The organism is Paeniglutamicibacter quisquiliarum (assembly GCF_019084045.1).
GTDB classification, from domain to species: Bacteria; Actinomycetota; Actinomycetes; order Actinomycetales; family Micrococcaceae; genus Paeniglutamicibacter; species Paeniglutamicibacter quisquiliarum.
The window spans coordinates 392,412-416,316 of sequence record NZ_JAHRED010000003.1; the positions used below are offsets into that span (position 1 = coordinate 392,412).

General features: G+C 67.8%; 23 protein-coding genes. 12 read left to right on the forward strand and 11 right to left on the reverse strand.

The genetic code is table 11. The features are described 5' to 3' along the window. Positions 1-36: 36 nt before the first annotated feature. The 3 genes from KRR55_RS08455 (at position 37) to ilvA (ending at position 3,725) form a co-directional block, all read left to right on the forward strand. Complete coding sequence (locus KRR55_RS08455) at positions 37-849, forward strand: Bax inhibitor-1/YccA family protein (protein WP_217388631.1); 813 nt, start codon at positions 37-39, stop codon at positions 847-849. Between the two features lie 204 nt (positions 850-1,053). Continuing rightward, a complete protein-coding gene (locus tag KRR55_RS08460) occupies positions 1,054-2,370 on the forward strand; it encodes an AI-2E family transporter (protein ID WP_217388632.1) in 1,317 nt (438 codons plus the stop codon). Positions 2,371-2,474: 104 nt separating this feature from the next. Then, positions 2,475-3,725: a threonine ammonia-lyase gene (ilvA, locus tag KRR55_RS08465; RefSeq protein WP_217388633.1), complete on the forward strand. Its 1,251-nt coding sequence runs from the start codon at positions 2,475-2,477 to the stop codon at positions 3,723-3,725. 220 nt (positions 3,726-3,945) lie between these two features. On the opposite strand, the gene greA is transcribed toward ilvA, so the two are convergent. Then, positions 3,946-4,440 carry a transcription elongation factor GreA gene (greA, locus tag KRR55_RS08470; protein ID WP_217388634.1) on the reverse strand — a complete coding sequence of 165 codons (495 nt, stop codon included), beginning with the start codon at positions 4,438-4,440 and terminating at the stop codon, positions 3,946-3,948. Positions 4,441-4,706: 266 nt separating this feature from the next. After that, on the reverse strand, positions 4,707-5,045 hold the full coding sequence (locus KRR55_RS08475; RefSeq protein WP_217388635.1) for a DUF4307 domain-containing protein: 339 nt from the start codon (positions 5,043-5,045) through the stop codon (positions 4,707-4,709). 171 nt (positions 5,046-5,216) lie between these two features. Here KRR55_RS08475 and mca point away from each other — a divergent pair, with 171 nt between their 5' ends. After that, on the forward strand, positions 5,217-6,134 hold the full coding sequence (gene mca, locus KRR55_RS08480; RefSeq protein ID WP_336245067.1) for a mycothiol conjugate amidase Mca: 918 nt from the start codon (positions 5,217-5,219) through the stop codon (positions 6,132-6,134). A 52-nt stretch (positions 6,135-6,186) separates the two neighbouring features. Beyond that, the gene (locus KRR55_RS08485; RefSeq protein WP_217388636.1) at positions 6,187-6,459 is read left to right on the forward strand and encodes a hypothetical protein; all 273 of its coding nucleotides are present in this window, start codon (positions 6,187-6,189) and stop codon (positions 6,457-6,459) included. A 72-nt stretch (positions 6,460-6,531) separates the two neighbouring features. Here KRR55_RS08485 and KRR55_RS08490 read toward each other — a convergent pair whose 3' ends face one another. Further along, a complete protein-coding gene (locus tag KRR55_RS08490) occupies positions 6,532-7,239 on the reverse strand; it encodes a response regulator (RefSeq protein ID WP_217388637.1) in 708 nt (235 codons plus the stop codon). Between the two features lie 5 nt (positions 7,240-7,244). Beyond that, positions 7,245-8,681: a sensor histidine kinase gene (locus KRR55_RS08495; protein ID WP_217388638.1), complete on the reverse strand. Its 1,437-nt coding sequence runs from the start codon at positions 8,679-8,681 to the stop codon at positions 7,245-7,247. A gap of 154 nt (positions 8,682-8,835) precedes the next feature. Here KRR55_RS08495 and KRR55_RS08500 point away from each other — a divergent pair, with 154 nt between their 5' ends. From KRR55_RS08500 to KRR55_RS08510, 3 genes are all read left to right on the forward strand, one after another. Continuing rightward, the gene (locus KRR55_RS08500) at positions 8,836-9,759 is read left to right on the forward strand and encodes an ATP-binding cassette domain-containing protein (RefSeq protein ID WP_217388639.1); all 924 of its coding nucleotides are present in this window, start codon (positions 8,836-8,838) and stop codon (positions 9,757-9,759) included. Then, entirely contained in the window at positions 9,756-10,553 is a 798-nt protein-coding gene (locus KRR55_RS08505; RefSeq protein WP_217388640.1) for an ABC transporter permease, read from the forward strand. Before KRR55_RS08500 ends, KRR55_RS08505 begins: the two co-directional genes overlap by 4 nt. Before the next feature lie 123 nt (positions 10,554-10,676). After that, positions 10,677-12,911, forward strand: a complete 2,235-nt coding sequence (locus KRR55_RS08510) for a thioredoxin domain-containing protein (RefSeq protein ID WP_217388641.1) — start codon at positions 10,677-10,679, stop codon at positions 12,909-12,911. Here the strand turns inward: KRR55_RS08510 and trhA are convergent. Continuing rightward, positions 12,908-13,588, reverse strand: a complete 681-nt coding sequence (gene trhA, locus KRR55_RS08515) for a PAQR family membrane homeostasis protein TrhA (RefSeq protein WP_217388642.1) — start codon at positions 13,586-13,588, stop codon at positions 12,908-12,910. The genes KRR55_RS08510 and trhA overlap by 4 nt on opposite strands. Before the next feature lie 216 nt (positions 13,589-13,804). On the opposite strand from trhA, the gene KRR55_RS08520 reads away from it, so the two are divergent. Both KRR55_RS08520 and KRR55_RS08525 read left to right on the forward strand, forming a co-directional pair. Beyond that, complete coding sequence (locus KRR55_RS08520; protein WP_217388643.1) at positions 13,805-14,566, forward strand: isoprenyl transferase; 762 nt, start codon at positions 13,805-13,807, stop codon at positions 14,564-14,566. A gap of 246 nt (positions 14,567-14,812) precedes the next feature. Continuing rightward, positions 14,813-16,117 carry a PhoH family protein gene (locus tag KRR55_RS08525; RefSeq protein WP_254456026.1) on the forward strand — a complete coding sequence of 435 codons (1,305 nt, stop codon included), beginning with the start codon at positions 14,813-14,815 and terminating at the stop codon, positions 16,115-16,117. A gap of 31 nt (positions 16,118-16,148) precedes the next feature. Here KRR55_RS08525 and KRR55_RS08530 read toward each other — a convergent pair whose 3' ends face one another. Then, on the reverse strand, positions 16,149-17,024 hold the full coding sequence (locus tag KRR55_RS08530; protein WP_217388645.1) for a hypothetical protein: 876 nt from the start codon (positions 17,022-17,024) through the stop codon (positions 16,149-16,151). A gap of 97 nt (positions 17,025-17,121) precedes the next feature. On the opposite strand from KRR55_RS08530, the gene KRR55_RS08535 reads away from it, so the two are divergent. Together KRR55_RS08535 and KRR55_RS08540 are read left to right on the forward strand one after the other, a co-directional pair. Then, positions 17,122-17,640, forward strand: a complete 519-nt coding sequence (locus KRR55_RS08535) for a prepilin peptidase (protein WP_217388646.1) — start codon at positions 17,122-17,124, stop codon at positions 17,638-17,640. A 5-nt stretch (positions 17,641-17,645) separates the two neighbouring features. Further along, on the forward strand, positions 17,646-18,131 hold the full coding sequence (locus KRR55_RS08540; protein WP_217388647.1) for an NUDIX hydrolase: 486 nt from the start codon (positions 17,646-17,648) through the stop codon (positions 18,129-18,131). 102 nt (positions 18,132-18,233) lie between these two features. On the opposite strand, the gene KRR55_RS08545 is transcribed toward KRR55_RS08540, so the two are convergent. From KRR55_RS08545 to KRR55_RS08565, 5 genes are all read right to left on the reverse strand, one after another. Then, positions 18,234-19,907 (reverse strand): MDR family MFS transporter, encoded by a 1,674-nt coding sequence (locus KRR55_RS08545; protein WP_217388648.1) that lies wholly within the window; start codon positions 19,905-19,907, stop codon positions 18,234-18,236. 53 nt (positions 19,908-19,960) lie between these two features. Next, positions 19,961-20,638 carry a TetR/AcrR family transcriptional regulator gene (locus KRR55_RS08550; RefSeq protein ID WP_254455972.1) on the reverse strand — a complete coding sequence of 226 codons (678 nt, stop codon included), beginning with the start codon at positions 20,636-20,638 and terminating at the stop codon, positions 19,961-19,963. A 157-nt stretch (positions 20,639-20,795) separates the two neighbouring features. Beyond that, the gene (locus KRR55_RS08555; protein WP_217388649.1) at positions 20,796-22,208 is read right to left on the reverse strand and encodes a class II fumarate hydratase; all 1,413 of its coding nucleotides are present in this window, start codon (positions 22,206-22,208) and stop codon (positions 20,796-20,798) included. 137 nt (positions 22,209-22,345) lie between these two features. Next, a complete protein-coding gene (locus KRR55_RS08560; protein ID WP_217388650.1) occupies positions 22,346-22,984 on the reverse strand; it encodes a carbonic anhydrase in 639 nt (212 codons plus the stop codon). A gap of 141 nt (positions 22,985-23,125) precedes the next feature. Next, positions 23,126-23,809, reverse strand: coding sequence for a DUF4245 domain-containing protein (locus KRR55_RS08565; protein ID WP_217388651.1), 684 nt, complete (start codon positions 23,807-23,809; stop codon positions 23,126-23,128). Positions 23,810-23,905 lie beyond the last annotated feature (96 nt).

Sequence of the window (23,905 nt, forward strand, 5' to 3'; positions counted from 1 at the left end):
GGCTATTTACTAACAACCCTACGGAGGAGAATCACCATGGCCCTGGGCGGAAACCCGGTCTTCAATTCCAAGAACTACCGCGAGCAGACCCGTGCGGCCGGCGCAACGGGTGCCGCGTCCACGACCTATGCTCAGCCGATGAGCGCGCAAGCGCTGCAGGACCTGTACACGCAGCCGTCCGCATCGCCGCAGGAAACCGGCCGCATGACCTATGCGGATGTCATCAACAAGACCATGCTGACACTTGGCCTGGTCGTCATCGGTGCCGCCATTGGCTGGCAGTTCCCGGGGCTGATGATCGTCGGCGCACTGGTCGGCCTGGTTCTCGGCCTGGTCAACGCTTTCAAGCGCCAGCCCTCGCCGATCCTGATCATGCTCTACGCGGGCTTCGAAGGCATCTTCCTGGGCGGGCTGTCGGGCGTCTTCGAGAACATGTACCCGGGCATCGCCGTCCAGGCCGTGCTCGCGACCCTGTCGGTCTTCGCCGTGACGCTGATGCTTTACCGCTCGGGCAAGTACCGCGCGACCCCGAAGATGACCCGCATGTTCATGATCGCGATGATCGGCTACGGCCTGTTCTCGCTGCTGAACTTCGGCCTGATGATGTTCGGTGTCATCGACGGCATGTTCGGCATGCGCAGCGGCCTGCTTGGCCTGGGCATCGGCGTTCTCGCCGTCCTGCTGGCCACCTACGCGCTGGTGCTGGACTTCACCAACATCTCCGAGGGCGTGCGCCAGGGGGCTCCTGCCAAGATGGCCTGGGCAGCCGCGTTCGGCCTGACCGTGACACTCATCTGGCTCTACGTTGAGATTCTGCGCATTCTGGCCATCTTGCGTGGCGACGACTAGTCAATCTGCCGTGTGACCGCGGGGCAGTACCCATGATTTGGGTACTGCCCCGCGGTTTTTCTGCAATATGTGCGTCATCAATGCCGCACAGTCAACTTCCAGGGGATAACGTATGTTCATGGCATTTACAGGCAGCTTGGATGCGACCGGGAGGCATGGACGCCCGGTCGCTGCGCCCCGGTTCGGTTCCCTCGGGGCAGCGGCATGAAGCTGCCGCGCGCCTTCAAGCGCCTGGCCGCCGCCACCGAAGCCGTGCAGCAGGGGGCCCAGGCAACCAAGCAGCGCCTGGCCACCTATCCCGAAGCCGAGACGGTCGAAGTGCCGTCCTACGCAGATCACGCCACGGCCGAAGACCTGCCCTACGGCGTTCGCATTGCTGCCTCCTGGTCCTGGCGGCTGATTGTCATCGTGATTGCACTGGGCATCGCCGTGTGGCTGCTGTCCCACGTGTCGCTGCTGGTGATCCCGCTGATGATCGCTGCCCTGTTGGCGGGGCTGCTGAGCCCCGTGGTGAAATTCCTGAACCGTGCGCTTCGCTTCCCCAGGGGGCTTTCCGTCGGGGTGACCATGATCGGATTCCTGGCGCTGATCGTCGGGGGCCTGTCGATCGTCGGGCAGCGGCTGGCCACCGGATTCGCCTCGCTGTGGTCCCAGGCCCTGACCGGCATCGGCCAGATCCAGCATTGGCTCTCCACCGGCCCCCTTGCCTTGAGCAACCAGGACGTGGACCAGCTGGTCCAGGACGCCCTGAACCAGCTCAGGAACAATTCCTCCTCGATTCTTTCCGGCGCGCTGTCCTGGGGCACCACGCTGGGGCACCTGATCACCGGGTTGCTGCTGGTGCTCTTCTCGCTGATCTTCCTGCTGCTTGACGGTGCGCGGATCGGGCGCTTCTTCGTCAACATCCTGCCGCGCCGCGCGCGGGCCGCAGCCCACGGCGCCGGACGCCGGGGCTGGGCCTCGATGGTCGTCTACGTGCGCGTCCAGCTCTTCGTCGCCTTCATCGACGCGGTGGGCATCGGCGTCGGCGCACTGATCCTCGGGGTGCCGCTGGCGCTGCCGCTGGGCGTGCTCGTCTTCATCGGTTCCTTCATCCCGGTCGTGGGCGCATTGGTCACCGGCGCTGTTGCAGTGCTGCTGGCCCTGGTCGCCAACGGCCCGGTGAACGCGCTCATCATGCTCCTGGTCGTGCTGTTTGTGCAGCAGGCCGAATCACACATCCTGCAGCCGCTGATCATGGGCAAGGCGGTGAGCCTGCACCCGCTGGCCGTCGTCATGGCCGTGGCCGGAGGCTCCATCGTCGCCGGCATCGCCGGCGCCCTGTTTGCCGTTCCGGTGCTGGCCGTGGCCAACACCGTGGTCAAGTACATCGCCGACCGGGGCTGGGAACACGAGACCCCGTTCGGTCCCCAGACAGCGGCCATGGCCGCGGTGGGCGAATCCCGAATTACCAAGCCGGTCCGCACCACGGAACCGGCTCCCGCAGACCTTGACGGAGAAGAACCAGACCCCGGTTCCTGATCCCGCACGCCGCCCAAACTGCCCGGCACAAGGTCCTGGCCCGAAAGACTTCCCGACCCGATTGCATTCGCGTGTCCGCACACGCCCAGAAGAAAGCCGCTCCCATGATCCAGAAGACCACACTCCCGGTGAGCCTGTCCGACATCGAAGAGGCCCGGGCCCTGCTTGAGGGCGTCAGCGTCCAGACCCCGATGGAGCACTCGCGCGCGCTGTCCCTGGACATCGGCTCGGAAGTCTACCTGAAGTGCGAGAACCTGCAGCGTGCCGGATCGTTCAAGGTCCGCGGCGCCTACGTGCGCATGGCCAAGCTCTCCGCGGAGGAGCGCGCCCGCGGCGTCGTCGCCGCCTCGGCCGGAAACCACGCCCAGGGCGTGGCCCAGGCGGCACGCCGGCTCGGCATCAAGGCCCGCATCTACATGCCGCTGGGCGTGGCCCTGCCCAAGCTCACCGCCACCCGCGACCACGGCGCCGAGGTCATCCTGCACGGCCACAACGTCGACGAGGCGCTGGCGGAGGCCGAGCGCTACGCCACCGCGACGGGCGCCGTGTTCGTGCACCCCTTCGACAACCCCGACATCATTGCCGGGCAGGGCACGATCGGCCTGGAGATCCTCGATCAGCTGCCCGACGTCGACACCGTGTTGATGGGCGTGGGCGGCGGCGGACTGCTGGCCGGGGTCGCGGTGGCGATCAAGTCCCGTGCCCGGGAACTGGGACGCGACATCAAGATCATCGGGGTGCAGGCCGAGAATGCCGCGGCCTATCCTCCCTCGCTGGCGGCCGATGCGCTGGTTCCCCTGGACACCGTGCGCACCATTGCCGACGGCATCGCCGTGGGCCGGCCCGGGCAGCTGCCCTTCCAGATCATCCGCGAGCTTGTCGACGAGGTTGTCACGGTTTCCGAGGACGCGCTGGCGCGCGCGCTGGTGTTCCTCATGGAACGCTCCAAGCTGGTGGTGGAGCCGGCCGGCGCGGTGGGCGTGGCGGCGCTGCTGGAAGGCAAGCTGGAGGAACTCGGGCTGAAGCCCACCAAGACGGCGGTGATCCTCTCCGGCGGCAACATCGATCCGCTGCTGATGCTCAAGGTCATCCAACGGGGCCTCTCCGCGGCGGGGCGCTACCTCACCGTGCGCATGATGCTCGATGACCGCCCCGGCGAGCTCGCAACGATCTCCCGGGTCATCGCAGAATCCGACGCCAACGTCACCCGGCTTGACCACACCCGCGTCGGCGGTTCGCTGTCCATGGGGGACGTGGCGATCACCATCGACATGGAAACCAAGGGCCATGTGCATTCCGAGGCCGTGCTGAACAACCTGCGGGCCGAGGGCTTCCAGCCCATGATCATGGGCTAGGCAGCTCCCGCCAACCCGCGACAACGCCCCCTGGAATCCAGCTTGGATTCCAGGGGGCGTTGCACGTGGTGGCACGAATGCGGCCAGCGGGCCAAAACACCGATGGCCGCCAATGCGACGGCCCTCCGGGTGATCGCCCTAAACGGGGCGAGACTTCCATGTGGGTGAAGCACTGGCGGCCACCGGGCCACCGCTCACGCCGAGGCGTGGGTGAAAAGAACTATGCGCTGTATGGCTTGCAGGAAACGATCTCGACGGTGATTTCCTTGCCGTTCGGTGCGGTGTAGGTGAGCGTGTCACCGGACTTGGCACCGTGGACCGCGGCGCCAATCGGGGAGCGCTCCGAGTAGACCTCCAGGTCGGTGTCCCCGGCGACCTCGCGGCTGCCAAAGAGGAAGGTGGTCTTGTCGCCGGCGATGATCGCCTGAACCAGCATGCCCGGCTCAACGACTCCGTCGTCGGCAGGGGCTTCGCCCACGTGGGCGCGGCGCAGCAGGTCCTTGAGGTACGCGATGCGAGCCTCGGCCTTGCCCTGCTCTTCCTTGGCCGCGTGGTAGCCGCCGTTTTCCTTGAGGTCGCCCTCGGAACGTGCCTGCTCAATGCGGTCCACGATTTCCGCGCGGCCCGGGCCGGAGAGATGCTCGAGCTCGACGGTCAGACGGTCAAAGGCTTCCTGGGTCAGCCAAATAACTGGTTCGTGATTGGTCGTGGTCACGTGGTACTCCTTGTGTAATCAGGGCCGCTACTCCCTGGGGGAACAACATGCCGAGACGGTCCCGCCCGATGATGCGACGAACATCTTGCAAGCAAAGACCCCGCACAGTGGGTGAAGAACTTTGTCCGTCACGGTCTGTAGCGGGGCATTAACGTATTAGAAAGATATTAGCCGTCATTTGGCTAATTGCCCAAGGTTTGAGCTTTTGGCGTATCGGCGCGTCTCGGCCACTTCACAATGTCCGTTAAGCGGGGATCGTGTGGGAACTAAGCGTCCTTGATGACCCGGCATTCCTCGACGCCTGCGGTGGTTGCCAGCGATTCGGTGCGAAGCTCGACCTTGAAGCGGGTATTTGTCATGCCCTTGCCCTCGGTGGGCCCAACGGTCAGCGTCTTCCACCCGACAATGGCGTAGGACTCGCTCAGTGCCCGCACCTCGCATTGCACGGTTGCGCTCGCGTCCTTGGCGATGTCCACGGTCGCGGTGGCCATGGTGGGGGAGAGGACCTCGAAGGAGTTGTCCTTGAACTGCACGCCGGAAGTGGTTGTGGTGGTCAAATAGAGCGCACCGAGCACTCCGGCGCCGACGCCGCCGATGATGAGCATCACACGGGTTCTTTTGGCCAAACCCCGCTTGGGGGAACCGTACCTATTAGTTAAGCTGGACATTGGCGCCCCTTTCCATTCGTGGGCGTCGCGGCCGGGAAATCATCCCTACCAGTCTAAGCCTTGGCAAGGGGAACCCTTCACCGAGCATGAGAAGTTGGAGCTACCTAGGTGGAAGAACGAAACGTGGAGCACATCGCTGATTCAACTGGCCTGCGTTTGTTGGCAGTCCACGCACACCCCGACGACGAATCGTCGAAGGGATCGGCCACGATGGCCGCATACATTGCGGCCGGCGCTTCCGTGATGGTGGCAACCTGCACCGGCGGGGAACGCGGGGACATCCTCAACGCCGCAGTCGGCGAGCTTGCGCACGCGCACCGCGACCTGGCCGGGGTGCGGCGCACTGAAATGGCAGAGGCCGCCGCGGTGTTGGGCATCGAACACCGCTGGCTGGGATTCGTCGATTCGGGACTCCCCGAGGGTGACCCGCTGCCGGAGCTGCCCTTCGGCGCCTTCGCCCTGCAGCCCCTGGACCGCGCAGCCGCTCCGCTGATCAAGTTGATCCGCGAGTTCAAGCCGCACGTGATCATTGCGTACGACGAAAACGGCGGCTACCCGCACCCGGACCACATCCAGGCGCACAAGATCGCCGTGCACGCCTTTGAAGAGGCAGCCAAGGCCGACAGCTCCCCGGAACTCGGGGAGCCCTGGGAAACCTCCAAGCTCTACTACGACCGCGCCTTCGCCCCCGAGCGTTTCAAGACACTGCACTACGCCATGGTCGATGCCGGCATCGAGTCGCCGTATGCCGAGCGAATCGCCGCCTGGGAGGCGCACCCGGACGAGCAGCTCTTCGGCTGGGTCTCGCCCCACGAGACCACCACGCAGATCCACTGCGCCGACTTCTTCAAGCACCGCGACCGGGCGCTGCTTGCCCACCGGACCCAGATCGATCCAACCGGATTCTTCTTTGCTGTGCCCGAGGCGATCTACGCCAAGTCCTGGCCGTGGGAGGACTTCACCCTCATCGAATCGGCCGTTCCCACCACACTCCCAGAGACCGACCTGTTTGCCGGTCTAAGATAGGTAACGTGCCGGTGAATCCGGCCCGCCAACTTTTTCGGAAAGAGCTTCGCGCGTGTATTCGTTCCTGCTGTATGCAGCTTCAGTTAGTCCTTCCCCGGCCCCCGGCGCGCCCGTCGGCGACGCGGCCCAGAGCATTGGCCCGGGATTCGTGGGCTTTGTGGCCACCGCTGCCCTGGTGATCGTGACCATCTTCCTGATCCGTGACATGACCCGCCGCATCCGCCGCGTCCGTTACCAGGGCGAGGCCGAGGCCCGCCAGCAGGAACTGGTGGAAAAAGGCAAGGACATCCAGCCCGACGAGCCGGGAGACACTCCGGCGCGTTAGCCGGCCCGTATCAAGCACGCCCCCACGGAGATCTTTCCCTGGGGGCTGTTGCCGTGCCCGCAGGCGTTTGGCCTACGGGCCTTGCGGGACCAGCCCTGCCTGGTGGGCCAGCACGGCGGCTTGCACACGGTTCCCCGCCCCCAGCTTGAGCAGGATTGCCGAGACATGCCCCTTGACGGTGCCCTCGGTCAGGTGCAGCCGTGCACCGATCTCTGCATTTGAGCAGCCGGCCCCCACCAGGACGAAGACATCGGTTTCCCGGGCGCTCAGCTTCTGCACGGCCACGCGTGCCGCCTGCGGGGCGCCGACGTCGAGGGCTCGCAGCCGGTCCACGACCCGCCTAGCCACGCGCGGTGAAAGGTAGGCGGCGCCGGTGGCCACAGCCTTGACCCCGGCGATGAGCTCCTGCGGAGCCGAGGCCTTGAGCAGGAATCCGCTGGCGCCCAACTTCAGCGCAGCATCGATGTATTCGTCCTCGCCGAAGACCGTGAGCATCGCCACCGCGGTCCCGGGGAGGCGCACCGCCAGTTCGCGGGCCGCGGCGAGCCCGTCCAGCACAGGCATGCGGATATCCAGCAATGCCACCTGCGGCCGGAACCGGAAGGCAAGTTCGAGCGCCTGGCGCCCGTCGCCCGCCTCGGCCACGACCTCGATGTCGGAATCCGACGACAGGATCGCCCGGACCCCAGCGCGCACCAGCGCCTCGTCATCGGCCAGCAGCACCGTGATGGGCCGGGCCCCGCGGTCGCCGACGGGTTGTGAAACATCCGGCGGTGGCATGGGCTTCATCCTTCCTCGCGCGGCAACAAATGGTCCTTTGACACGAGCACTCCGTGGCCGAAACACAACCTGTACATGTCGCTGCTCAGATCCATGAAGCCGCTGCGGGCCAGGAAGTAGCGGCAGGTCGTGTCCTCGGGAACCGGAGGTTCGGCAAGCAGCGGGGTGGGCCCGTCCAGGCCGCCGGCGGGAAGCAGCGATGCGACCGCCACCCGGTCCTGGCCCACCGACAGCTGCGCGTATGCGGCAGGCGCCAGGGCGTTGTCCACCACCGTGAGCACCTGCACCGTCACCAGGATGCCGGCCAGCAGCACCGCCAGCCCCAGCGGCAGCAATGCGCTGGCCCATTGCCGCGAGCGCGTGTTGCGCCGAAGGTCCGCAAGGGCCCCTGCCACCGGGGCGTCCGCCGGCGGCAGGGGGCCGATCCCCGCGGCCGGAGCGGGTTCGCGGGGCGCAGCGGACCGCGGGATGCGAGCCACCAGGCGGAAATCCTGGCCGTGCGTTCCGGCCTCCAGGGTGCCGCCGAGCATGCGCAGCCGTTCGGCGACCCCGGCGAGCCCGGAGCCTCCGGTTGGAACGGCGGGGGCAGGCGAGGTGCGGCGGTTCTCGACCGTGATGGTCACCGGGTCCCCGCCTTCGTCGATCCCGATGCGCACCGCGGCGCCCGGGGCATGTTTGGCCGCGTTGGTCAGGCCTTCCTGGACCACCCGGTGCATGGCGGCCTGGAGCGCCCGCGAAGGCTCGGGGGTTCCGGGCGGGGCCGGCACCTGTTCGAGGTCTGTCCGAAGCCCAGCGGTGCGCACCCTCTGAACCAGTGCCCGGATCGATTCGCCGGCCGGGAGCATCGGCGCCGCGCCGTTGGAGTCTTCCTGGCGCAGCATCGCCACGATCCCATGCAGCGAATCAATCGCCTGGGATGCCCGCTCGCGGATCTCGGCCGCCGCACGGCGCCCCTGCTCGGTGCTGGATGCGTGGACCTCGAGGGCCCCTGCCCCCAAGGCAATGAGCGCCAGTTCGTGCCCCAGCTCATCGTGCATGTCCTGGGCTATGCGGGAGCGTTCGAGCAGGCGGGCGTTGGCGGCAACGACCTCGTGTTCGCGCCGGCGCTGGGCGCGGCGCAGCATCCGGTAGCGGCCCCACCACCAGGGAATCACCACCGCCGCAAAGACCACCAGCGCGTCCAGCAGCCACCTCGACGCGGCCCCCGAAGGATCGGCCGCCAGCCGCAGCGCGCCCGCGGCCAGGATCCCTGCCCCCAGCATGGAGACCGACAAGCGGAGGGATGCAAGCCGGTGCCCGGATAGATAGGCGGCAACCACGGACAGGACCGCGGCCGGGGCATTGCCCTGGCCCACGGCGGGCACCAAGAACGTGGCCAGCAGCAGGACGATGGCCCAGCCGGCCTGTTGCGACCGGGAGCCGGCTTCGAAGCGGGTCCTCATTCACCCATGCTACCGAGCTGCCGAGCGCCCCGACACCGACGAAAGTCAGGGGTTCCCGCGGCCAAGACCCGGCCAACGCCGGTGGCCGCGGACCCGGGAAGGAACCTAGCGTTGAAGGCAAGGAAGGAACACCAACCGGGCAAGGAGAGGGACCATGATCGTGCTTGAGGAACTCACCAAGGACTTCGGAGGCAAAAGGGCGGTGGACAAGCTCTCGCTGGCCATTGAACCCGGGAAAGTCACCGGTTTCCTGGGTCCCAACGGGGCCGGAAAGACCACAACGATGCGCCTGCTCCTGGGGCTGGACGCACCCACCTCGGGGGCGGCACTGATTGACGGGGTCCCCTATGCGCGGCTCCACACCCCGCTGCGCACCGTGGGGGCCATGGTCGACTCGCGGATCGGGCACCCCGGGCAGCGGGCCGCTTCGCACCTGCTGGGCCTGGCCCGCAGCAATTCCATCCCCGCCTGCCGGGTGGGGGCGGTGCTGGCGGAAGTCGGGCTCGCGGACGCGGGGCACAAGCGCATCGGCACGTTTTCTCTGGGCATGCGCCAACGCCTGGGCATCGCCGGCGCGCTGCTGGGCGACCCGCAGGTGCTCATCTTCGACGAACCGGTCAACGGGCTGGACGCCGACGGGGTGGTGTGGATCCGACGGCTCATGCGCGCCAAGGCGGCCGCCGGGGCAACGGTGTTCGTCTCCAGCCATCTGATGAGTGAGATGCAGTCCACGGCCGACCACCTGGTGGTCATCGGTCGGGGCAGGCTGATCGCGGACGACACCATCGACAACGTCATCGCGGAAAGCGCGCTGAACTCCATCACCGTTGCCACCCCCGATGCGGCCGCGCTCGCCGAGGCACTGTCCCGCGCCGGGTATTCGGTCACCCGTACTGACTCCGGCGCCCTGCGGATCACCGGCGCTTCGCTGGAGGATGTCGGGGGCATGGCCCACGGCTTGGGGCTGAGGATCAACGAACTGACCCTGCACAAGGCCTCGCTGGAACAGGCCTACACCGAATTGACCTCCTCCAGCCTCGACTACGTGCCAACCGAAAGTGAAAGGGCAGCATCATGAGCACCATCCAAGAAACCACACCGGCAAGTATTCGCCCCGCGCGCACCCGCTGGGCCGGGGCCGTGGCGTTTGAGGCCACCAAGCTGGCCTCGCTGCGGTCCACCCGGATCATCCTGCCACTGGCCCTCCTCGGCCAGGCCGCCCTGGCCTGGCTGCTGGGTTCCTCGGCCCAGGCCAGCGGGGAGAACGGCTACGACACGGCGATGCCGGCACCCTTCATTGCCTTTGTGTCCCTGCAGCTGTCCCAGCTGTTCATTGCCGTATTCGCCGCACTGTCGATCACCTCCGAATACGGTTCCGGCACCATCACCACCTCGCTGCAGGCAATCCCCGTGCGCTTTAGGTTCCTGGGGGCCAAGGCCGCGGTGCTCGGTTCCATCGGCTTCGTTGCCGGGGCCGTCCTGGTGGGGGCCGGCACGTTGGTGGCGGCACCCGCCGCGGGAAGCTACGGCCAGTTCACGCCCGGCCAGCTGGCCACGGCCATGCTGGGTGCGGGTACCTATCTGGGGCTGCTGGCCATGATGATGCTGGGCCTCGGGGCCCTGCTGCGCAGCAGCGCCGGGGCCGTGACCGCGGCGTTCGTGCTGCTCTTCGGGCTGCCACAGGTCCTGCCGCTGTTCACCGTGGACGCGGTGCAGGAAGCGGCCGGCTACTTGCCGACCAATGCCGCTGCGGTGCTTGGCACCGCAGCGGAGCAGCCCTACGGCCCTGACACAGCGCTTGCCGTGCTGGCGGCCTGGACGGTGGTGTTTCTCGGTGCCGGGTATGCGGCATTGCGGGGCAGGGACAGCTGAATCCGGCACACTTCTGCCGCGGGAGGGAGCGCGGATCGCTTCGGCGGCCACCTCCTGTCCCCGGGGCGCTCAACCTCTGGCGGCGGTCAGGGGATGCCGAGGTCCTTGGAGTAGGGTGCCAGCATGGGACAACGAATCGCCTCGAGCGCCTCGGCATACTTAAGACAGCATGCTCACCAGCCGGTGGACTGGTGGCCGTACGGGGACGAGGCCTTTGCCTTGGCAGCGTCCCGCGACGTCCCGGTGTTCCTGTCCATCGGATACGCAGCCTGCCACTGGTGCCATGTGATGGCCCGCGAATCCTTTGACGACCCGGGGATCGCCGCCTACCTCAACGAACACTTCGTGCCCATCAAGGTCGACCGCGAGGAGCATCCGGCCGTCGACGGCGCCTACATGGCGGCAACCCAAACGCTCACCGGTGCCGGCGGCTGGCCCATGAGCGTGTTCACGCTCCCCGATGGCCGCGCCATCCATGCCGGAACCTATTTCCCACCGGTTCCCCGGCCGGGCATGCCCTCCTTCATGCAGGTGCTCGAGGCCGTCGCCGATGCCTGGGACAACCGCCGCGACGCCCTGGAACTACAGGCTGCCACGCTGGCCGACCATCTGGGCTCCGTCGCCGGCGGGCAGGCCAAGATGTTTTCCCTTGAGCTCCCGCTGCCCACCGCCGGTGCCGGATCGGTCCTGGCCCCGGTGCTGGGCACTGCCGTGCGGCGGCTGGCCGCGCTGGAGGATCCAACCGGCGGCTTCGGCCCGGCTCCCAAGTTCCCGCCGAGTGCCGTGCTGGACTTCCTGCTGCGGGCGTCACTGGGGCAGGGATCCGAGGCGGCGCAGGCCACCGGGCTGGCATCGCGGACACTGCAAACCATGGCCCGCAGCGCGTTGGCAGACCACGTGGGCGGCGGGTTTGCCCGCTATTGCGTGGATCCGCAGTGGAAGATCCCGCACTTTGAAAAGATGCTCTACGACAACGCGCAGCTGCTGGGTTTGTACGCCAGGGCGGCGGCGCAGCTGCCCGACGCCGAGGCCGCCGAACTCTGCCGCGTCTCGGCACGCGGCATCCACCGCTGGCTGGAGGAAGAAATGCGGCTTCCGGGCGGGGGATTCGCCTCCTCGCTTGACGCCGACACCGTCATGCCCGACGGCAGCCACCACGAGGGTGCCACCTACACCTTCAGCCGGGGCGAGGTCGCACGAATCCTCGGGGAGCCCGATGCCAGTGACTCGGGCCCAAGCGGTCAGCGCCCCGGGGCGCTTCCGGGTGCCGGAAACGTCTTCTGGCAGCTGTGGGAGGGCGCGCCGCTCCCGGCCGAGAACGCGCAGCAGGCAAGTGATCCCGCGCAAGACGTGCCGATGACCATTGCGCTGTCCCGCACCCCGACGCTTGCCGAATGGCCCGGGCTGGAGGCGGCCTTCAAGATGCTCGGCGCCGAGCGTGCGACACGGGTGCAACCGGGCCGCGACGAAAAGGTCGTTGCGGGGTGGAACGGCCTGGCCATCGCCTCGCTGGCCGAGGCAGCGGTGCTGCTGCGCGAACCGCGCATGCTCGCCACCGCCACCCGGGCGGCCGAATACCTGCACCGCGTGCACTGGGTTCCGGCGCGCGGCGAAACCGGGGCCGTGCTCCACCGCATCAGCCACCAGGGGCGGGCGGGCACCGCCATAGCCGCGGTCCTCGAGGACTACGCGGCGGTGGCGCTGGGATTCCAGCAGCTGGCTGTCGCCTCGGGGGACCGGATCTGGTTTGCCCGTGCGGACGATGTCCTCAGCGCCGCGCTGGAGATTTTCCTGGAAGGCGGTAAGCCGCAGGACAGTGCCGGGAACGATCCCCGGGTCCGGGCCATGCGCGGGGGCGCCGCCAGTGCGGAGGCCCTGGATGACGCGGTGCCGGCTGCCACCTCGCTGCTGGCAGCCGCCCTGCTGAACAGGGCGGGCCGCAGGCAGCTGGAGACCGGCGGCAACGCAGCGGAATCGGGGTCAGGCCCCGGCGAGGCCGACCTCGCGCTGGTTCGGATGCTGCTGGGCTTCGTCCCGGCGATTGCCGACCGGGCGCCCCACGGTGCCGGAAGCGCACTGGGCGTGGCGGCCCGTTTCGTCCACGGCTCAAGCACCGAGCTTGTGGTGGCCGGCGGCACCGATTCCGAGCGCCGGGCCGCGGTGCGCCTGGGGGTGCTGGCCGGCGTGGCCCAACTCGCCGGTGCAGGCGCGGAAAACGCGGCCTACCCGGCCGGGCCCAAGGGCCAGTTGCGGCTCTACGTGTGCCGCGGCGGCATCTGCCATGCGCCTGTCAGTGACCTGCCCGCATTGGCGGCCCTGTTCGTCCCGGGTCTCTCGCGACCCGCGCCGGGGCCCTAGGCGGTGCCGAGAACCGCGATGGCAATGGCGGTGAAGTGGCAGGCGAAGCCGATGAGCGTGAACGCATGGAAGAGTTCGTGGAACCCCAGGATTTCCGGGATGGGGTTCGGTGCCTTCATGGCATAGAACACCGCCCCTGCAATGTAGAAGGCGCCCCCGACGCAAATGAGGATCGCCGCGGACGGGCTGGCGGAAAAGAAGTCCCCGATGAACAGCAACGCCGCCAGGCCGAGCAACACGTACACCGGGGTGTAAAGCCACCGCGGTGCATCGGTGTAGAAGACCCGGAAACCGACCCCTGCCAACGCCCCGATCCAGATCGCGACCAGCAGGATGGTTGCGGACCTGGCCGGAAGCAGGGCCCAAGCGAGCGGGGTGTAGGAACCGGCGATCAGCAACATGATGTTCGTGTGGTCGATCCGCTTGAGCACGCGGGTGGTCTCCGGCGACCAATTTCCGCGGTGATAGAACGCCGACACGGTGAAGAGCAGCACCCCGGTGAGCGCGAAGACGGCACTGGTGATCTTCGCGGCGCCCGCCGGTGCCAGAACGACAAGCACGATGCCGGCGACCAAGGCCAGGGGTGCGGTGACCGCATGGATCCAGCCGCGCAGCAAGGGCTTGGACGGCTGCGCCGGAACCGGTGGCTGGGAGGGTCTGCCGGATGGTTGGGTCATGGACCCAGCCTAAACTACCAATCGGTAGCCTTGGTGGCCGCGGGCACCTGAAAGCCGCGGAACGTTCCGGCCGGAGGTCTTGCTCGGAGTATTCCCAGACGCAATGCCCGCGTCTTGGCGCACCGACGGGGAGGGAACCCGGTAGCGTTAAGTTGAACATGCAGCCCGTTGGCGGTTGCATGCCGCCCCGCCCCAAGCACAAGCAGGAGTATCGCCGTGGAACTACCGGGATTCGTCTACCGGCTCTATGAGCGGCGGTTGCGGGGAATGCTGACCCCGGAAAAGCTGCCCGCGCATATCGGCGTGCTCGTGGACGGGAACCGTCGCTGGGCCAAGCTGTCGGGACAGACCACGGCCAGCGGACACCAGGCCGGTGCCGACAAGATCCTGGAATTCCTGGGCTGGTGCCAGGAACTGGACATCAACCTGGTCACGCTCTACATGCTGTCGACCGACAACATGAGCCGTTCCAGCGAGGAACTCGACGCCCTGATGGGGATCATCGCCAACACCCTGGACCGTTTGGGTGAAACCAAGACCGTTCGCGTGAAACCCGTCGGCAACCTTGAACTGCTGCCCGACTACCTGGCCAACAAGCTGCGCGAGCTGGAGGCCTCCACCGCGCACGTCACCGGCATCCACGTCAACGTCGCGGTCGGCTACGGCGGCCGGCAGGAAATCGTCGATGCGGTCAAGGCGTTGCTGCTCCAGGGCCACGCCGATGGGCTGAATGCGGCGCAGATCGCCGAGGACCTCGATCCCGACCAGCTGGCCACCCACCTCTACACCAAGGGCCAGCCGGACCCGGACCTGGTCATTCGCACCTCGGGCGAACAACGCCTCTCCGGTTTCCTCACCTGGCAAAGCGCCTATTCGGAGTTCTACTTCTGCGAGGCGCTGTGGCCGGATTTCAGGCGCGTCGACTTCCTGCGCGCGCTGCGGGACTTCGCCGACAGGCAACGCCGCTTCGGCTCCTGACCCATGGTTCGGCCGGTGCGCTCCGCTGCGACATCCGGGCGTCGGCCAAGCTTCACCTTTTCTTAACCACGGCGCGGGCCGAACTCTAGGTTTGCCCGATGCATTCGGCGTATGTTGAGCGTAACGGGTGATGAAGCCGTCATTGCCCGCTGAACGGGGCAGCACTCCCCGCGAGGAGCCACAGTGGTAGCGAAACAGGAAAACCCATCAACCGCACCCGCCGACTCGGCAGCGACTGCCACCCAGATGGCATCGGCGGTAGGTACCCGGACCTTCGTCCTGGACACCTCGGTGTTGATCGCAGACCCCCACGCCATGTTGCGCTTTGCCGAACACCATGTGGTCCTGCCGCTGACAGTGATCACCGAACTCGAGCACAAGCGCAACGACCCCACGCTGGGCTATTTTGCCCGCGAGGCACTGCGGACCCTTGAGGACCTGGGCCGCAAGCACGGCGGGCTGGCCAACGACATGGAGGTCGGCAAGCAGGGCGGCACCCTGCGCGTGGAACTGAACCACATCGCGCCCGACGTCTTGCCGGTGGGGTTCCGCAACGCGGACAACGACACCCGCATCCTCGCCGTCGCAAAGGCCATGCTCGATGGGGGCCTGGATGTCACGTTGGTGTCCAAGGACATGCCCATGCGCATCAAGGCCTCGGCCATGGGCCTGACCGCCGAGGAATACCGCAACGAGCTGATCGCCGACTCCGGGTGGACCGGCGTGCACGAGATGGACGTGAGCCAGGAAGACATGTCGGCGCTCTACGCCGACGAGTCCCTGGAGCTCGAGGAGGCAGCCGAGCAGCCGGTGAACACCGGGCTGATCCTGCACTCCCCGCGCGGCTCGGCGCTGGGCAGGGTGGACCGCAACCACCTGGTGCGCCTGGTGCGCGGGGACCGCGAGGCCTTCGGGCTGCGCGGCCGCTCCGCCGAACAGCGCCTGGCCCTGGACCTGCTGCTCGACAAGGAAATCGGCATCGTTTCCCTCGGCGGCCGCGCCGGCACCGGCAAGTCGGCGCTCGCGCTGTGTGCCGGGCTCGAAGCGGTGATGGAACGCCGCGAGCACCGCAAGATCATGGTCTTCCGCCCGCTCTACGCGGTCGGCGGGCAGGAGCTGGGCTACCTGCCCGGCGCCGAGGCGGAAAAGATGAACCCCTGGGCGCAGGCCGTGTTCGACACCCTGGGCTCGGTGGTCTCCAAGAACGCCATCGACGAGGTCATGAGCCGGGGCATGCTCGAGGTGCTGCCGCTGACCCACATCCGCGGACGCTCGCTGCACGACGCGTTCGTGATCGTCGACGAGGCGCAGTCGCTGGAGCGCAACGTGCTGCTCACGGTGCTCTCGCGCATCGGGCAGAACTCCAAGGTGATCCTCACCCACGACGTGGCCCAGCGCGACAACCTGCGGGTGGGGCGGCACGACGGCGTCGCGGCGGTGGTCGAACAGCTCAAGGGCCACCACCTCTTCGGGCACGTGACCCTGACCCGCTCCGAGCGCTCCGAGATCGCCGCGCTGGTCACCGAGCTGCTCGAGGACCGCATCCACTAGCCGGGTGCAACCCCGGGGCGGTCCCGCGGTCCTAGGCCGCGGGCCCGCCCCGGTGCCGTGCGTTGTCGCGATCCGCGGGTCCGGGGTGGTCCGCCAGCCCCGGGATCGGCCACAGCGGCGCCTGCCGCACATCGCTGAGCGAGGCCCGCGGCTGGGTGAACAACCCGTCGATCATGTACTCGTCCACGGCGATGACGGACACCCGGTGCTCGAGCCCCGCATCCGGCCCGTCAAGCACCTGGTGCAGCACGCAGATGCCGGTGGCCCGGTCGAGCCGCACCCGCGTGCGGCCCGGGCCCAGCAGCGGCGCCTCCGCATTGACCGGGGCATATGAATGGCCCCGGGAAAGTTCCGCCTCCAGGCATTCGCGGCCCGATTCGTCCGTGAGCCTGCGCAGCGCATGGATGGTGCTGGGGTGGGGGAAGGACATGTCGGCCGGGCCCGGGGCGAAACCGGCGACCTCGACCGGATCCAGGAACGCGCCCCACAAACCCACCGGCATCAGCTCGTTGCCATAGGCTGCCTCCGGTCGCCGGGAGACCAGGCCGTCGTCCCCGTAGACCGGGGCCAGCAGCTGCGGCGGCAACAGCCAGCTCTTGCGGGTCGCGGCCACGAAGCCGGCGTCGCGGGAGTCGTTGATGTGCTCGGTGCGGAAGAGCACCGTGCCGTCCTCCTCCTCGACGCGGATGGCGTCCGGGCGCCTGATGAGCACCGTGAGGTGCCGGGGGCGGCCGGGGGCGGCAAAGGCCAGCCCGCGGCGTTCCTTGTCGGTGACGCCGATCCGGATCTGGATGGTGTTCCACAGCCAGGGGGAGGAGCGGGCAAGCCGACGGAAGTGCCCCATGAGTTCCTTGCTCGGTGCCCGGTCGGGGTCGGGAAAAACTGCCGCACCATTGAGCTGATCCATGCCTTCAGTGTAGCGAGGAGCCACATCGCGTGCCTTTGCCCTGCAGGTGGCGTGCCGCCGCTGACAGCGGGGCCGCACACCGCGTAGGGTTTGGCCCATGCCGCAACAAATCCTGCACTGGTTTGCCGCCGACCCCGCCCTGGCCACTGTGGCCGGAATCCTGGCCGCGCTGGCCCTGGCGCTGTACCTCTTCAACGCCGTGCGACTGACCATTATCGACTTCAAGTCGCACCTGCTGCCCAACCGGATCCTGGGCCCGTGGTTCATTGCGGCGCTGGTGCTGCTGGGCGCGGCCGCCCTGCTGGCGGGGGAACCGATGGTGCTGTTGCGCATGGTCCTGGGAGCCGTCATCCTGTTCGCCGGCTACCTGGTGCTGCACCTGATTGCGCCCGCCGGCATGGGGCTGGGGGACGTGAAACTGGCCGCCGTGCTGGGGCTCTACCTCGGCTTCCTCTCCTACACCCACCTGCTGTGGGCCACCGCGTTCGCATTCATCATCGGGGCCCTCTGGTCGGTGGTGTTGCTGCTCGCCCGGAAGGTCACCCTGCGCTCCTCGGTCGCCTTCGGCCCGTTCATGCTGGCGGGAGCCGCCCTGGCCCTTGCCGTGGCGGGATAGCCGCCATGCCCACACCGGAATTCATTCTCCGGATGCGCCGGAAGATCGGCAACGACCCGTTGTGGCTGCCCGGGGTCAAGGCCGTGGTGATTCACGGGGGCCGCGTGCTGCTGGTGCGCCGGGCCGACAACGGGCGCTGGACGCTTCCGGCCGGCATCCTGGAGCCGGGCGAGGAACCGGCAGTCGCGGCGGTGCGCGAGGTGTTCGAGGAAACCGCGGTGCACTGCGCCATCACCCGCCTCGTCGGGGTGGCAACGACCGACGAGGCGGTCTACCCCAACGGGGACCGCGCGCAGTACCTGGACATCATCCTGGCCGGAAAATACCTGGGCGGGGAGGCGAGGGTCAACGACGACGAGAACCTCGAGGTGGCGTGGTTCGAGCTGGGGCAGCTGCCGGCACTGCCGCCCAAGCACCAACGCGCCATCGACTGGACCCTCGAGCCCGCCGAATCGGGCCACTTCATCACCGGCGGCCCCGAACCTGGCTGACCCCTGACGCGAAAGGCGCCCCGCAGGTGCGCCCCTCCGGTTCCCGGGCGGGAATCGGCTGGTCTCCTGCGGGGCGCCAACGTGCGGGGACGGCGAAGGAACCTAGCCCTTCGGCTCCGAACCCGCTGTTTCCTCGGCGGAGGCGCCGGCGGAGACCTTGGCACCCGAGCGTGCCGCATCCTCCAGGGACTGTGCCTCCTCGCCGCCGATGGCCTCGCCGCGGGCCACCATGCCGGCGGTGTCCGAGAGCTTGACCTGCTTGAGGAAGAGCGCCAGCACGAAGGCGATGAGGATGAACGGGATCAGGTACCAGAACACCGGTGCCAGGGAATCGGCGTAGGCGTTGACAATGCCCTCGCGCACGGCCTCCGGAAGCTGTGACATGGTCTGCGGATCCAGGGTCGCGGTGGCGTTGCCGGCATCCGCGGCGTTGGCCCCGGCGCCGGTGAAGACCTCGGTCAGCTTCTCGGAGAGCCGGTTGGTGAACATGGCCCCGAAGATCGCCACGCCCAGGGACGCACCGACCTCGCGGAAGTAGTTGTTCGTGGAGGTCGCGGTGCCCACCATGGCGGGGTCCACGGCGTTCTGCACCACCAGCACGACGACCTGCATGATCAGTCCCAGGCCGGCACCGAACACGAAGAGGTACACGCAGATCAGCCACAGCGGGGTGGCTGCCGAAAGCGAGGTGAAGGCCAGCATGGCCACGGCGGTGACCAGGGCGCCGGCGATCGGGTAGCCCTTGTACTTGCCCGTCTTGGTGATCGCGATTCCCGAGAAGATGCTGGTGCCCATCAGGCCGACCATCATCGGGACCATGAGCAGCCCCGAAACGGCGGCGGAGGTGCCCGAGGACATCTGCAGGAAGGTGGGGACGAACGCGATGGCAGCGAACATGCCCAGGCCCAGGGTGAAGCCGATGGCCGTGGCGTTGACGAAGACCGGGTTCCTGAACAGCGACAGCGGGATGATCGGGTCCTCGGCGCGGGCCTCGGCGATCACAAAGAGCACGATGGCCGCGAGCATTCCCACGCCCCAGGCCCAGGTCTCGGGCGCTGCCCAGCCGTGGTTCCTGGATCCGCCGAAGTCGGTGAAGAAGATCAGGCAGGTGGTGGCGATCGAGAGCAGCAGCACGCCGAGGATGTCGATCTTCTTGGTGGACTTCTTGTTCGGGATGGTCAGCGCGAACCAGGCGATCAGGAAGGCGCCGATGCCGATGGGGATGTTGATGTAGAACGCCCACTGCCAGGTCAGGTGGTCCACGAAGAAGCCGCCCAGCAGCGGACCGGCAACCGCGGAGAGGCCGAAGATGGCGCCCAGCGGGCCCATGTACTTCCCGCGCTCGGAGGCCGGGACGATGTCGGCGATGATGGCCTGCGAGAGGATCATCAGCCCGCCGCCGCCCAGGCCCTGCATGGCACGGAAGAACACAAACATCCAGAAGGTCCCGGCGAACGCGGCTCCCACGGAGGCAAGGGTGAACAGCGCGATGGCGATCAGGAACAGGTTGCGTCGGCCCAGCACGTCGCCGAACTTGCCGTAGATCGGCATCACGATGGTGGTGGCCAGCAGGTAGGCGGTGGTGATCCACGCCTGGTGCTCGACCCCGCCGAGCTGCCCCACGATGGTGGGCATGGCGGTGGAGACGATGGTCTGGTCGAGGGAGGAGAGCATCATGCCGGCGATCAGCGCGGAGAAGATGATCCAGATGCGCCGTTGCGTCAGCAGCAACGGCGCCGGGCCCGGGGTGGGCCGGGACGCGGTGGTGGTGGACATGGTGGTTCCTTGCGTGTGGAGGGAAAGATGCGTGGCGGGGAGCTGCCGGCGGGTCAGCTGGCGGGGTACTGGTCCCCGTGCAGCAGGGGCTGGCCGAACAGTTCCCGGGTCTGGTGCAGGACTGAAAGGAATTCTTCCTCCAGCGAGGGGCCGTCGGGAGCGGCCAAATAGCGCTCGATCGCCCGGTGGGTGGCAAATTGCAGGCAATGCACCAGCATGCCGATGCCGCTGTGATCGGCTTCTACGCCTTCGCGCCTGGCCACCAGGGCGGTGAATTCGGCCTGGCGTTCCGGGCCGACCTTCATCATGCGTGCCAGCAGTTCCGGCTCGCGGTGCAGGATCGTGAAGAAGCCGTGGACACCGCGGATCTCGGACTCGTCCCGGCGCAGCTGTTCCAGCACGAGGGCAACCAGGTCGGCCAGCAGGGTGGGGGAGATGCCCACGGTGTCGGCGGGCCGGGCGTCCATGAACCGCTGAAGTGCCTCGGCGGACAAGCCGTCTTCCGCGTGCCCGAACACCGCATCGAGCTTGGTCGCGAAGTAGTTGAAGAAGGTGCGTCGGGAGATCCCGACCCGGGCGCAGAGTTCCTCGATGGTGAACCCGGCAAAGCCGTTTTCGGCCGTCAGCTCCCGGGCATTCCGCGAGATGGACAGGCGGGTTTTCAGCATGCGGGCGCTGAGGCTGGGCGGGGTGGCCGGCTCGGCCGAAGCCCTTGTTGCACTATTCTTCACAGAGTGCAGTTTTGCACTAATCAACCCTCAGTGCAAATGTTGTGCCCGCGCCCACACCGAGGCGCGGCGCGGCGGCGCAGACACGCCGGGGGCGGTGCGCCGGGGACCAAACCCCGGTGCACCGCCCCCGCCAAGAAGAGCCCGTTCGTGCGACCGGTCAGTGCTTGCCGGTCATGGTGGTGACATCGAGCAGCTCGTCGAGCTGCGCCTCGGTGAGTTCGCCGCGCTCGACGAAGCCGAGGGCCACGGTCGCCTCGCGCACCGTGAGCCCGTCGGCGACCGCCTTCTTGGCGATCTTCGCCGCGTTCTCGTAGCCGATCACCTTGTTCAGCGGGGTGACGATCGAGGGGGAGGCCTCGGCCAGGAAGCGCGCGCGCTCCACATTGGCGGTGATCCCGTCGACCATCTTTTCCGCCATCACCCGGGTGGTGTTGCCCAGCAGGCGGATGGACTCGAGCAGGTTCGAGGCCATCACCGGGATGCCGACGTTCAGCTCGAACGCCCCGTTGGTCCCGGACCACGCGATCGCGGTGTCGTTGCCGATCACCTGGGCGGCGACCATGATCGCGGCCTCCGAGATCACCGGGTTGACCTTGCCGGGCATGATCGAGGATCCGGGCTGCAGGTCCGGGATGGCGATCTCGCCCAGCCCGGTGTTGGGGCCCGAGCCCATCCAGCGCAGGTCGTTGTTGACCTTCATCAGCGAAATCGCGATGTTGCGCAGCTGGGCGGAGGCCTCGATGAGCCCGTCGCGGTTGGCCTGGGCCTCGAAGTGGTTGCGGGCCTCGGTCAGCGGCAGCCCGGTGTCCTGCGCCAGCAGCTCGATGACGCGCTCGGGGAAGCCGTCGGGGGTGTTGATGCCGGTGCCCACGGCGGTGCCGCCCAGCGGCACCTCGGCCACGCGCGGGAGGGAAGCCATGATGCGTTCGGCGCCGTAGCGCATCTGGGCGGCGTACCCGCCGAACTCCTGGCCCAGGGTCACCGGGGTCGCGTCCATCAGGTGCGTGCGTCCGGACTTCACCACGTCCCTGAACTCGACGGCCTTGGCCTCCAGCGAGGCGGCCAGGACCTCGAGGCCGGGGATCACGTCGCCGAGCAACCCGGCTGTCGCAGCGACGTGGACCGAGGTGGGGAACACGTCGTTGGAGGACTGTGACGCGTTGACATGGTCGTTGGGGTGCACCACGGTGTCGGAGCCGGCCGCCGTGAGCGCGCGCGTGGCCAGCTCGGCGAGCACCTCGTTCATGTTCATGTTGCTCGAGGTTCCCGAGCCGGTCTGGAACACGTCGATGGGGAAATGCGCGTCGTACTTGTTCGCGGCGACCCCGTCGGCCGCTGCCACGATGGCGTGCGCGCGCTCGGCATCCAGCACCCCGAGCTCCAGGTTCGCCAGGGCGGCGGCCTTCTTCACCTGGGCCAGGGCCCGGATGTGCGCGGGTTCGAGTTTCTTCCCGGAGATCGGGAAGTTCTGGACCGCGCGCTGGGTCTGCGCCCGGTAGAGGGCGGCGGCCGGCACGCGGACCTCGCCCATGGTGTCGTGTTCGATGCGGAAATCTGCAGAAGTGTCCATGCCAGACACGCTACGCCGCATGCACGGCCTTCGGCAGTGGCCGGGCGCACAGTTCAGCCCAATGGCGAACGCGGGAATAAAAAAGGCGCCCACCTGCAACCCGTGGCACGGGCTGCCGGTGGGCGCGGCGGTTGCGGCTAGAGCACGCCGAAGCCGGAGACCATTTCCGCCTTGCCCTCGGCCAGGCGGTAGGTCACCCCGATCACCGCGGTGCGGCCCTCTTCCACGGCCGAGGAAATGATGCGCGACTGTTCCACCAGGCGGTGGGTGGTCTGCTGCACGTGCTCCACCACGGTGGTGTTGACGTCGCGGATGCCGTTGCGCCTGGCGGTGATCACCGACGGGGTGATGTGCTCGACGAGGTCGCGGATGAAGCCCGGGGGCATGGTTCCGCTTTCCACCGAATCGATGGTGGCCGTCACCGCGCCGCAGGAGTCGTGGCCCAGGACCACGATCAGCGGGACGTTCAACATGGCCACCGAGTACTCCAGGGAGCCCAGTGCCGCCGAGTCGATGACGTGGCCGGCGGTGCGCACCACGAACACGTCGCCCAGGCCCAGGTCGAAGATGATTTCGGCGGCGAGACGGGAGTCCGAGCAACCGAAGATCACGGCGAAGGGGTGCTGCTTGTCCACCAGGAACTGCCGGCGCAGCGCATCCTGGTTGGGGTGGTCGGTGTGACCGGCCACGAAGCGGGAATTGCCTTCGCGCAATTTCCGCCATGCCTGTGCGGGAGTCAGGTCAAGGTGGTCGACGGGGACGTCGGATTCATTCATGTTTTTTAGCTTAGACGCCCCGACTGCCCGGGTTGGCACGCCCTACGTTTCGTGAAGCCCGCAATCGGGGCGCGCCGAGGGGGTGCGCTGTGGCAATTCTCACACTTCCGTGCCGTATTCGGCGTCCCGGCGGCGGACCCGCTACTTTGCGGGGATCTCCTGCTGGGCCAGGCGGGCCAGCGACTCAAGGGTGCCAAGGCCGCTGTCGCTGGTCAGCACGATGGTCGACTTGCCGAGCGTTCCGATCAGGATCTCGGACTTTCCCTTGGTGCGCAGCTCCCAGTCGGTCCCGTCCACCGCGTGGGTGCCGGCGAGGGCGGCGTTCTCGGTTACCGCGGCCAGCCAGGACGGGTTGGCCCCGGCGGTCTGCCTGACCCAGACGAACTCGTCGTCCTTGGTGACCACCCCGAATTCCCAGAACTTGATCCCGTCGACGTTCCCGGTGATCCAGCGCGCGAAGTTCACGTAGTCGCCCTCGGGAAGGTTCGGTGCCCAGGGCGTGAAGTCGGCATCCGCGGCGGCCTGCGAGGCGACATCGGCAACGTCGACCGGGGCGCGGAAGTTCTCGGCCTTGTCGGGCGGGTTGATCAGGATGACGGGGATCGCCACGGCGACGGTGAGCAACACCGAGATGATCATGCCCTTGAGCGTCTGGTTGGCGCGCTTGGCCTGGGAGGGGGTCAGGACGGGCTTGACGGGCTGTTGCGCATCCTCCGGCGCCGAAGCGGAAACGTGCGTTGGCGCGTCGGCGTCCACGGGCGCCGGGGTGGTGGCGCTTGCGGGGGATGCTGCGGGTACGGCGGGGCCTTCGGGGTGTTCACTCACCCCTCCATTCTCGCCCATCCGCCGCGCAGAATCTAAACGGGCGGGCACCGGCCCCGGATGCGGCCGGGCGCGTAATGCAAGTCGGGCCGAAAGGGA

Bases quoted from the DNA above. Each gene is read 5' to 3' on its own strand.
- KRR55_RS08545 (WP_217388648.1), bottom strand. From the start codon at position 19,907: ATGTCCACCACCACCGCGTCCCGGCCCACCCCGGGCCCGGCGCCGTTG.
- ilvA (WP_217388633.1), top strand. From the start codon at position 2,475: ATGATCCAGAAGACCACACTCCCGGTGAGCCTGTCCGACATCGAAGAG.
- KRR55_RS08495 (WP_217388638.1), bottom strand. From the start codon at position 8,681: ATGAGGACCCGCTTCGAAGCCGGCTCCCGGTCGCAACAGGCCGGCTGG.
- KRR55_RS08475 (WP_217388635.1), bottom strand. From the start codon at position 5,045: ATGCTCATCATCGGCGGCGTCGGCGCCGGAGTGCTCGGTGCGCTCTAT.
- KRR55_RS08525 (WP_254456026.1), top strand. From the start codon at position 14,813: ATGGCATCGGCGGTAGGTACCCGGACCTTCGTCCTGGACACCTCGGTG.
- KRR55_RS08540 (WP_217388647.1), top strand. From the start codon at position 17,646: ATGCCCACACCGGAATTCATTCTCCGGATGCGCCGGAAGATCGGCAAC.
- KRR55_RS08505 (WP_217388640.1), top strand. From the start codon at position 9,756: ATGAGCACCATCCAAGAAACCACACCGGCAAGTATTCGCCCCGCGCGC.
- KRR55_RS08510 (WP_217388641.1), top strand. From the start codon at position 10,677: ATGGGACAACGAATCGCCTCGAGCGCCTCGGCATACTTAAGACAGCAT.
- trhA (WP_217388642.1), bottom strand. From the start codon at position 13,588: ATGACCCAACCATCCGGCAGACCCTCCCAGCCACCGGTTCCGGCGCAG.
- KRR55_RS08500 (WP_217388639.1), top strand. From the start codon at position 8,836: ATGATCGTGCTTGAGGAACTCACCAAGGACTTCGGAGGCAAAAGGGCG.
- KRR55_RS08560 (WP_217388650.1), bottom strand. From the start codon at position 22,984: ATGAATGAATCCGACGTCCCCGTCGACCACCTTGACCTGACTCCCGCA.
- KRR55_RS08555 (WP_217388649.1), bottom strand. From the start codon at position 22,208: ATGGACACTTCTGCAGATTTCCGCATCGAACACGACACCATGGGCGAG.
- KRR55_RS08460 (WP_217388632.1), top strand. From the start codon at position 1,054: ATGAAGCTGCCGCGCGCCTTCAAGCGCCTGGCCGCCGCCACCGAAGCC.
- KRR55_RS08535 (WP_217388646.1), top strand. From the start codon at position 17,122: ATGCCGCAACAAATCCTGCACTGGTTTGCCGCCGACCCCGCCCTGGCC.
- KRR55_RS08490 (WP_217388637.1), bottom strand. From the start codon at position 7,239: ATGCCACCGCCGGATGTTTCACAACCCGTCGGCGACCGCGGGGCCCGG.
- KRR55_RS08455 (WP_217388631.1), top strand. From the start codon at position 37: ATGGCCCTGGGCGGAAACCCGGTCTTCAATTCCAAGAACTACCGCGAG.
- KRR55_RS08530 (WP_217388645.1), bottom strand. From the start codon at position 17,024: ATGGATCAGCTCAATGGTGCGGCAGTTTTTCCCGACCCCGACCGGGCA.